Raw genomic sequence first — 8,466 nt, forward strand, 5'->3', positions numbered from 1 at the left:
ACAAGGAGGGGCCCCGCCGGTGGGGGCCCCTCCTTGTGGCGTGGGGTGCGGGGTTCTACTCGAAGCCGCCGTACGCCTGGCTGCCCGTCTTGCCGTACTTCCAGACGATGCAGTAGCTGCCGGCGCCGTAACTCTTGCGGGCGGCGAAGGTCTCGGTTCCGTTGGCCTTGCCCTTGAGGGACTGGACCTTGGAGTCCTTGCCCTTGACCTTCTTGTAGACGGATGCGGTCCAGCGGGTGTTATTGCCCTTGATGCCGAAGTGGAAGAAGTGCTTGCCCTTCTTCACCTTGTGGGCGGCGCTTTTCTGCGTGCCCTTCTTCGTCTTCCAGCAGTCCAGCCAGCCGCCGCCGGGCCGTCGCTCGTAGTCTCACTTCGCGGCGATGTCGCCCTTGGGGGCCGGCGCGGCCGTGGCGGTGGTGGCGCCTGCGCCCAGTACGCTGGCCGCTATCGCGACCGAGATGGCGGCTTTTCCTACCCGCACAGCAGCACTCCGTTCTCTGCCCTCCCCCGCTGCGAGGAAGCGTCCCTTCATGCTGCGCGGCTCGAACAGGTGGGCGATAGTGGCTCTTTGGGCACTGCCCCTAAGGGCAGCACCCCAACTCGGGGTTGTTCCTGGGGCGTTGGGAGGATGGCAGGCATATTCCGTGACCGAGCGAGGATTTGACCTGTGAAGCGTTCCACCGTCTCCATTGCCGTGGCCGCCGTCGTCGTCGGGGGTGGCGGCATCCTTGCCGTCACGTCGATGGACGGCTCCGAGCGGACCGGATACCGCATGTCCGACAGTGGGGTTTTGACCATCGACGTGAAGAGCCGTCCCGATGCCCCGGACATCAAGGGGACGACGGTCGACGGGAAGCCGTTTCGGCTGTCGGACTACCGGGGCAAGACGGTCGTGGTCAACGCGTGGGCGTATTGGTGCGGGCCGTGCCGTCTGGAGATGCCCATGCTCGTCGACTACGAGAAGTCGATGAAGCGCAAGGGCGTGGTCGTGGTCGGCATCAACCAAGGGAGCGGCATCGCCGCGTCCAAGGCGTTCATCGAGGAGTTCGACGTCCCCTACCCGAACCTGCATGATCCTTCGGGGAAGTCCACCCTGGACATGCCCAAGGGCGTCATCCAGTCCCAGGGGGTGCCCTTCACCTTCGTCATCGACTCCCGGCACAAGATCGCCGCCTCGTCGTCGGGGGCGATCAACCGCAAGATGCTGGAGGAGATGACCTCCTGGGCGGTGAAACCGTCAAAGAAGACTGCCGACCGGTGACGAGGCCGGGCTCTGCTCGCCGCGGGGCGCGGTGGGGTCGAGGTGGCCGGTGGCCCAGGCGATCAGAGCCCAGGCGGCGGGGAGCTGGAGCGTGAACAGGGACAGGAGCGCGACGAAGAAAGCCCCGCCGAAGGCGGTGCCGACGCCCTCGCCGTCCGCCAGGGAGCCCGCGCCGTAGCAGATCAGGAGCGTCAGCAGGTAGAGGGAGCTGTCGACGAGGATGGCCTTCCAGCGTGGCGCCGGGGGCAGGATGAGGCGGGCCGCCGTCAGCACGAGGAGGCAGGCGGCGGGGAAAATCAGATCGCTGCTCTCGCCGTAGAGCAGCGGGTCCCAGGGACCGTCTGCGAAGGAGGCCCAGGCCCGGTCGACGACCAGGCCGATCAGCGATGAGCTGACGGTGACATTCACGGCGTAGAAGAGGGCACTTCCCAGAGTGGCTTTGCCGAACTGGACGTTGCCGAATGTGACTTTCATGATCTTCCCTCCTGGGGCGGTCTCCCGCTGCGGAAGGCCGCCCCTGGATCATCCCACCGCCCCTACCGGCGGGCGTGGGCGGGGTCAGCCCTTGGCGGCGATGTTCTGGAGCTGGCAGGCCGGCTGCGAAATGCAGCGCAGGTCGAGCATCTTGTCCCGCAGGATCGTCTTCGTCTTGTACTTCTTGCCCGCGTAGTTGTACATGTACAGCTCGTGGTCGGGGGCCTGGCGGTGCTTGCCCGTCACGTGGAAGCTGCCGCCCCGCGTCATCTGGACGGTGGCGGACGCCCCGATCCCGGCCCGCTTGACACCGGACTTGGGGCAGAACGGGTCGGTGGCGTCGACGATGATGCGCACGCCGCGCTCCTTGCCGTTGTGCTTGTTCAGCGCCTTGAACTTGATCTTCTTCACGCTGGCCTTACGGGTGGCGACCAGCCTCGAGTTGGACTTCTTGTAGACGCGGGTCTTGCCGGTGAAGCGGTCCCATGTGACCTTGCCGCTCTTCCAGTTGACCGTCCCGGTGACCCCGGCGCGCGAGCCGGGGTTCTTCCTCGACTTGGAGAAGCCGCGCGCGTCCCCGGCGTACTTGTAGCCCTTGGTGTACTTGCAGCCCGAGACCTTCGCGAGTTCCTTGGGGATGCCGGCCCAGGTCGGGCGGATGAACGAGCGCCACCGCAGCGTTGACTTGGAGTACTTGCGGGCTTTGGCCTCGATGTCCTTCGCTGTGGCGTTCAGCGCCTTGGTGGTATCGCTGCTGGGGATGGTCGCGGTCATCCCCCAGGTGTGGGTGTCCTTCTTCCCGGCCCCGATGATCCGGTAGTCCGCCTCCGTGCCGGGCGTGACACTGGTGTCGCGGAAGCTCGGCTTCGACGTCGTACCGATCTTCGCGCCGTCACGGTAGACGGTGTAGGTCTTCGCGCCGACGTCCGCCCAGGAGAGGTCCGCGAACTTCGAGGACGCTGCCCACGCAGAGCGCGCGGAAGGCTCCGAGGACCGGGCGAAGGTGGTGTCCGACACGGCCCGCTCGTCCCCGGCTTTGAGGATCTTGGTGTCCGCGCCCTGCCCTATGTGGGTGGCCAGCACGCTCACGCGCTGACCGCCGGCCGCCTTCGCCGAGAAGGTCCCCTTGGAGGCGTCGAGGGTGAACACCGCTGTCGGGGCGGACGGTTCGGGGGCGGACCGCGGCGAGGCCGCAGCCGTCGTCACGACGAGCGCGGGCAACGCGGTGAGCGCCAGAGCAACGGGCGCGGTACGGGAAAGACGCACAACAACTCCCAGCGTGATCATTTTCCGGTAAGGGAGTTGAACCGTACCCAGGCGTAACACCAGCCCGTTAGTGTCTAGTTGGGCACTGCCCCCAGGTTCACCACCACCGGCTCACCAGTTCCACCCCTTCGGCGCCCACGCCGGACCGTCCCCCGGCGGCGGCTTGAGATGAGGCGGCGGCTTCGCCCGCAGCACCTCCGTATCCGGATCCGGGAACGCCAGAGCGGGGAACGCCTCGGCCAGCACCGCGAGGGTTCCGGCGCGCTCCTTCGCTCGCGGCGGCTATGACAGTCTGAAGTCCGCTCAGGCCGACCTCGACCACGTCCGCGCTCTGCTCGGCCTGGCCGAGTCGGACGACCCCGAGGGCACGGAGCTGATCGCCGAGATGCTGGCCGAGGTCAGCCGCGAGCGGACGCCGTTGCCAGACGTCGAGGAGACGAGGCGGCGCCTCAACGCCGGCCAGAACCTCATCGGTAGCCTGACCGTGGCCGAGTGGCTCGATCGGTGGCTGGCGGGCAAGCGCATACGCAAGTCCGGCTTGAACCGCTACGAGACCGACATTCGCGTGCACCTCAAGCCGCGCATCGGGCACCGGCGCCTCGACCGGCGCGCGTCAGCCACCTCAGCGAGATGTTCACGGACATTCGCGACGCCAACGCCCAGATCTTGGAGGACAACGCCCAACGGCGTGCCGCCATAGACGAATTGACGGCCATCCCGTGGAAGGGCGCGGACAACCGCGCCCGCCGCAAGGCGATGAAGGCGGCGATCGACGCGATGCCGGCATTCCGCCGCGTCACCGGGCCCGCCACGCGCCAGCACATCAAGGCCACCCTCCGTGCGGCCCTGAACGACGCGATCGGCCAGCAGGTCATCACGTTCAACCCGGCCGCCCACGTCGAGATCGACCCCGTACGCAAGCCGAAGGCCCTGGTATGGACGGACGAGCGGGTCGCCAAGTGGGAGCAGACCGGCGAGAAGCCCTCGCCCGTCATGGTCTGGACGCCCCAACAGACCGGCGCCTTCCTCGACTTCGTCGCCGAGGACCGGCTGTACGCGATGTGGCACCTGATCGCCTTCCGCGGCCTGCGCCGTGGCGAGGCGTGCGGGCAGCCGTGGTCGGAGACGAACCTCGACACCCACTCCCTCACCGTCTCCTCCCAACTCGTGCAGGACGGCTGGGAGATCGAGGCATCCGATCCCAAGACGGACAGTGGATACCGCGTGGTCGCGCTCGATGACGACACCGTCAACGTCCTGAAGCGCCACCGTGAGCGCCAGGACGAGGCCCGCGAGGAGTGGGGTTCGGCCTGGGTGGACACCGGCCATGTCTTCACGCAGGAGGACGGTTCCTGGCTGCACCCTGGCAAGGTGACCGACCTCTTCGAGCGGCTCGTCGCCGCCTCCGGTCTCCCGCCGATCCGGCTGCACGACCTGCGCCATGGCGCGGCCACCCTCATGCTCGCCGCCGGCATCGACATCAAGATCGTGTCGGACACACTCGGTCACAGCGACACCCGCATCACGCGGGACATTTACCAGAGCGTCCTGCCCCAGGTCGGCAAGAACGCCGCCGAGGCCACCGCCAAGCTGGTCCCCCTCCAGCGGAAGGCCGAGGCGAAGAAGGCGGCCCGCAAGAAGGCGAAGGCCAAGAAGACCCGCAAGGGCGACAGCGGCAAGCCGAAGAGCAAGGCGAAAGCCCAGGTCAAGGTGAAGAAAAAGGCCAAGCGCCGGAAGCCCAAGAAGTAGGTCCCCGAGCCGCTCCGCTCACGCATCGCTCACGCAAGCACTTCCACGGCATCCCAGTCGTTCGGCTCGGCATGCCGCGGGCATGAAAAAACCCCAGGTCACGGCGAGTGAGTCCTGGGGTTAATCCGAGCCGCCTTCGGGATTCGAACCCGAGACCTACGCATTACGAGTGCGTTGCTCTGGCCATCTGAGCTAAGGCGGCGCGCGTCCCGCACCTATGGTGCGATCAGCAACGCCGCTAAGTCTACACAGTTTCCAAGGGCGCTCCGCACACCCCCCGTGTGCGCACCCCGCGCACCCCCGGAACCGCTATGAGCAGCGCTTTCCGTCCTTCGGAGCGGTGCCCTCCAGGAGGTAGGCGTTGATCGTCGAGTCGATGCAGTCGCTGCCACGGCCGTACGCCGTGTGGCCGTCACCCTCGTAGGTGAGGAGCTTGCCGGAGGAGAGCTGGGCGGCCAGGGACTCGGCCCAGCGGTACGGCGTCGCCGGGTCGCGGGTCGTGCCGGCCACGACGATCGAGGCCGCGCCCTTCGCCTCGATGCGGCGCGGCTCGCCCGTGGCCTTCGCCGGCCAGTACGCGCAGTTCAGCGAGGCCCAGGCGAGGCCTTCGCCGAAGACCGACGAGGCCTTCTCGAAGTCGGGGAGGGACTTCTTCACCGCGTCGGGGGAGGTGAAGGCGGGGGGCAGGTCCAGGCAGTTCACGGCCGCGTTGGCGAACATCAGGTTCGCGTACGATCCGTCGCCGTCGCGCTCGTAGTAACTGTCCGAGAGGGCCAGCAGGCCCGCCCCGTCCTTGTCCTTCATCGCAGCCGCCAGTGCCGTGCGCAGCTGGGGCCAGGCCGCCTCGTCGTACATCGCGGCGATCACGCCCGTCGTGGCCAGCGCCTCGCCGAGCTCGCGGCCGTCGGAGTCCCCGGCGGGGATCGGCGTGCCGTCCAGGTCGTCGAAGAAGGACTTCAGGCGCTTGCCCGCGTCCTGCGGGCTCTTGGTGCCCAGCGGGCAGTCGGCCAGCCGCACGCAGTCCTTGGCGAACGACTGGAACGCCGTCTCGAAGCCCGCCGTCTGGTCACGGTTCATCCGGCGGGCGGGCAGCGACGGGTCCATCGCCCCGTCCAGGACCAGGCGACCGACGCGGTCGGGATAGAGCCCCGCGTACGTCGCCCCCAGGAACGTGCCGTACGAGGCGCCCACATACGTCAGCTTCTCGTCGCCGAGCACCTCCCGCAGGAGGTCCATGTCGCGGACGGCCTCGACCGTGGAGACGTGCGGCAGCATCTCGGCCGACCGCTTCTCGCAGCCCTCCGCGAACTCCTTGAAGGAGGAGGCGAGTTCATCCGTCTCGCGCGCGTCGTCGGGGGTGATGTCCGTCTGCGTGTACGCGTCCATCTGCTTGCCGTCGAGACAGGTGACGGGCTCGCTGCGGGCCACCCCGCGCGGGTCGACCGCGACCATGTCGTAGCGGGCGCGGACCTCTTCGGGGTAACCGAGCGCCGCGTACGACTGGAGATAGCCGATCGCCGAGCCGCCGGGACCGCCCGGGTTGACCTGGAGCGAGCCCAGGCGCTTGCCGGGTCCCGTGGCCTTCTTGCGGGCGACGGCGAGCTTGATCTCATCACCGCCCGGCTTGTCGTAGTCCAGCGGCGCCTTCATCGTGGAGCACTCGAAGCCCGGGACGCCACACTCGCGCCATTTCAACTTCTGCCCGTAGTAGGGCGCGAGCCCTTCCGGAGTCGCGCGGGGCAGCGCGGCCATGGACGCGTCCGCCGTCGAGCTCGAGGCCGAGCAGCCGGAGATCAGCAGTCCGGCGGCCAGGAACACGGTGGCGGGGGTACGGAGTCCTCTGATGCGCATCAGATGAGACTAACCGTCTGCGATCGCCTGGTCGCCCTCGGTGCTCGTACGGGTGACTCCGTCAACCTCCGGGCTGGAATGTCGCGTTCGCCCCCTCCACGGGCCTCCGGGGAGGGTGGCTAGCCCGCGCGCAACGTCACCGTCATCGCCTCGACCGCGAGGAGCGGGGCCACATTCCGGTCCAGGGCCGTGCGGCAGGCGGCGATCGCCTCGATGCGGCGGAGCGTGGACTCGGGCGATGTGCCGCGCGCCATGCGCTCCAGCATGTCCTGCACCTCCGTGTTGGCCAGGGCCACGCGGGAGCCGAGCTGCAGCGTAAGCACGTCTCTGTAGACACCGGTCAGGTCGATCAGGGCCAGGTCAAGGCTGTCGCGCTGGGTGCGGGTCCTGCGGCGCTTCTGCCGGTCCTCCAGATCCTTCATGACACCCGCCGTGCCGCGCGGCATCCGGCCGCCCTTCTCCGCGCCGAGCGCCGCCTTCAGGTCCTCGGTCTCCTTGACGTCGACCTCCTCGGCGACCTGCTTCGCGTCCTCGCCCGCCGTGTCGATCAGCTCCTGCGCGGCCTTGAGGCAGCCGCCGATCTCCTCGACCCGGAGCGGCATCTTGAGCACGGCGGCCCGGCGCTCGCGCGCCCGCGGGTCGGTCGCCAGACGCCGGGCGCGGCCGATGTGACCCTGCGTGGCACGGGCGGCGGCCGCGGCGACATCCGGCTCGATGCCGTCACGTCGTACGAGCACGTCGGCGACGGCGTCCACCGAGGGCGTACGCAGCGTCAGGTGCCGGCAGCGGGAGCGGATCGTGGGGAGCACGTCCTCCAAGGAAGGCGCGCAGAGCAGCCACACGGTGCGGGGAGCGGGCTCCTCGACGGCCTTCAGGAGGACGTTGCCCGCGCCCTCGGTGAGACGGTCGGCGTCCTCCAGGACGATGACCTGCCAGCGGCCGCCTGCGGGCGACAGCTGGGCCCGCCGCACGAGGTCGCGGGTCTCCTTCACGCCGATGGACAGCAGGTCCGTACGCACCACTTCCACGTCGGCGTGCGTACCGACCAGGCTCGTGTGACACCCGTCGCAGAATCCGCAGCCGGGTACGCCGCCGAGCGCGCGGTCCGGGCTCGTGCACTGGAGGGCCGCGGCGAAGGCACGGGCGGCGGTGGACCGCCCGGAGCCGGGCGGTCCGGTGAAGAGCCAGGCGTGCGTCATCTTCGACGCCTCGGGGGGTGCGGTGCGCGTGGCCACGGCGGTGACGAGGGCGTCGGCGTCCCGAGCGGCAGCCCCCAGCTGCTCGCTCACCCGCTCCTGGCCCACCAGGTCATCCCATACGGCCATGGGTCACCGCCTCCGCCTTGCACTTTTCGCAGCCGGTTTCTCGCTGCCGGGTTTTCGCTGCCGCGTTTTCGCTGCCGGTTTCATTGTGGGGCAGCCCACTGACAACGCGGCCCGCTCGCGGTGCGGGCACCCCGTACCGCGGCGCTCAGCGCCCGTTCCGACCCCGGTCGTCCTCGTCGTCCCGCGAACCCAGCAGCTCATCCGCCAAGGACGGCAGATCGTCCAGCGGAGTCTCCTCCGCCCAGTCGGAACGCGGCCGCTGCCGAGGGGCGCCCTGCTCGTCGACCTGGGGCAGCTCGCGGGTCCTGTCGTTCCCGGCGTCGGGCGACGGGCGCTCGTCCCGGAAGTACCCCGGCGGCACCTTGTCCTCCCGGACGGGCGGCAGCACAGCCGTCTCGTCCGCGGCGCCCGAGGAGGCCGGCGGCTGCGGCAGCACCTCGGTGTCGTCCGCCCCGGAGTTCCGCGGAGTCACGACAGGCGTGGGCACGGTCAACTCGTTGTCCGGCGTGGGAGCGGGTGCGGGGGCGGACGACACCGAGG

General features: G+C 69.1%; 6 protein-coding genes, 1 tRNA gene and 2 pseudogenes. 2 read left to right on the forward strand and 7 right to left on the reverse strand.

All coding sequences use genetic code 11. The features are described 5' to 3' along the window. Positions 1–55: 55 nt before the first annotated feature. On the reverse strand, positions 56–286 hold the full coding sequence (locus E2651_RS38060; protein WP_135335848.1) for a hypothetical protein: 231 nt from the start codon (positions 284–286) through the stop codon (positions 56–58). A gap of 381 nt (positions 287–667) precedes the next feature. Between E2651_RS38060 and E2651_RS38065 the strand changes: the two genes are divergently transcribed. Continuing rightward, positions 668–1,261, forward strand: a complete 594-nt coding sequence (locus tag E2651_RS38065) for a TlpA disulfide reductase family protein (protein WP_135335849.1) — start codon at positions 668–670, stop codon at positions 1,259–1,261. Here the strand turns inward: E2651_RS38065 and E2651_RS38070 are convergent. Continuing rightward, complete coding sequence (locus E2651_RS38070) at positions 1,238–1,735, reverse strand: hypothetical protein (RefSeq protein ID WP_135335850.1); 498 nt, start codon at positions 1,733–1,735, stop codon at positions 1,238–1,240. The two genes, E2651_RS38065 and E2651_RS38070, sit on opposite strands and share 24 nt — an antisense overlap. Positions 1,736–1,819: 84 nt before the next feature. Continuing rightward, complete coding sequence (locus E2651_RS38075) at positions 1,820–3,001, reverse strand: hypothetical protein (protein WP_135335851.1); 1,182 nt, start codon at positions 2,999–3,001, stop codon at positions 1,820–1,822. A gap of 249 nt (positions 3,002–3,250) precedes the next feature. Between E2651_RS38075 and E2651_RS45730 the strand changes: the two are divergent. Next, a pseudogene (locus E2651_RS45730) lies at positions 3,251–4,750 on the forward strand (site-specific integrase); the annotation flags it as partial. Between the two features lie 128 nt (positions 4,751–4,878). On the opposite strand, the gene E2651_RS38090 reads toward E2651_RS45730, so the two are convergent. The 4 genes and pseudogenes from E2651_RS38090 to E2651_RS38105 all read right to left on the reverse strand — a co-directional run. After that, positions 4,879–4,952: transfer RNA gene (locus tag E2651_RS38090), tRNA-Thr, on the reverse strand. Positions 4,953–5,059: 107 nt separating this feature from the next. Then, entirely contained in the window at positions 5,060–6,601 is a 1,542-nt protein-coding gene (locus E2651_RS38095) for an alpha/beta hydrolase (RefSeq protein WP_135335853.1), read from the reverse strand. Positions 6,602–6,720: 119 nt separating this feature from the next. Beyond that, on the reverse strand, positions 6,721–7,926 hold the full coding sequence (locus E2651_RS38100) for a DNA polymerase III subunit delta' (RefSeq protein ID WP_135335854.1): 1,206 nt from the start codon (positions 7,924–7,926) through the stop codon (positions 6,721–6,723). 145 nt (positions 7,927–8,071) lie between these two features. Continuing rightward, a pseudogene (locus tag E2651_RS38105) lies at positions 8,072–8,466 on the reverse strand (dTMP kinase); the annotation flags it as partial.

It is taken from the genome of Streptomyces sp. MZ04 (assembly GCF_004684775.1).
Classification (GTDB): domain Bacteria; phylum Actinomycetota; class Actinomycetes; order Streptomycetales; family Streptomycetaceae; genus Streptomyces.

Coding starts and splice junctions, on each gene's coding strand:
- E2651_RS38070 (WP_135335850.1), bottom strand. CDS start 1,735: ATGAAAGTCACATTCGGCAACGTCCAGTTCGGCAAAGCCACTCTGGGA.
- E2651_RS38095 (WP_135335853.1), bottom strand. CDS start 6,601: ATGCGCATCAGAGGACTCCGTACCCCCGCCACCGTGTTCCTGGCCGCC.
- E2651_RS38100 (WP_135335854.1), bottom strand. CDS start 7,926: ATGGCCGTATGGGATGACCTGGTGGGCCAGGAGCGGGTGAGCGAGCAG.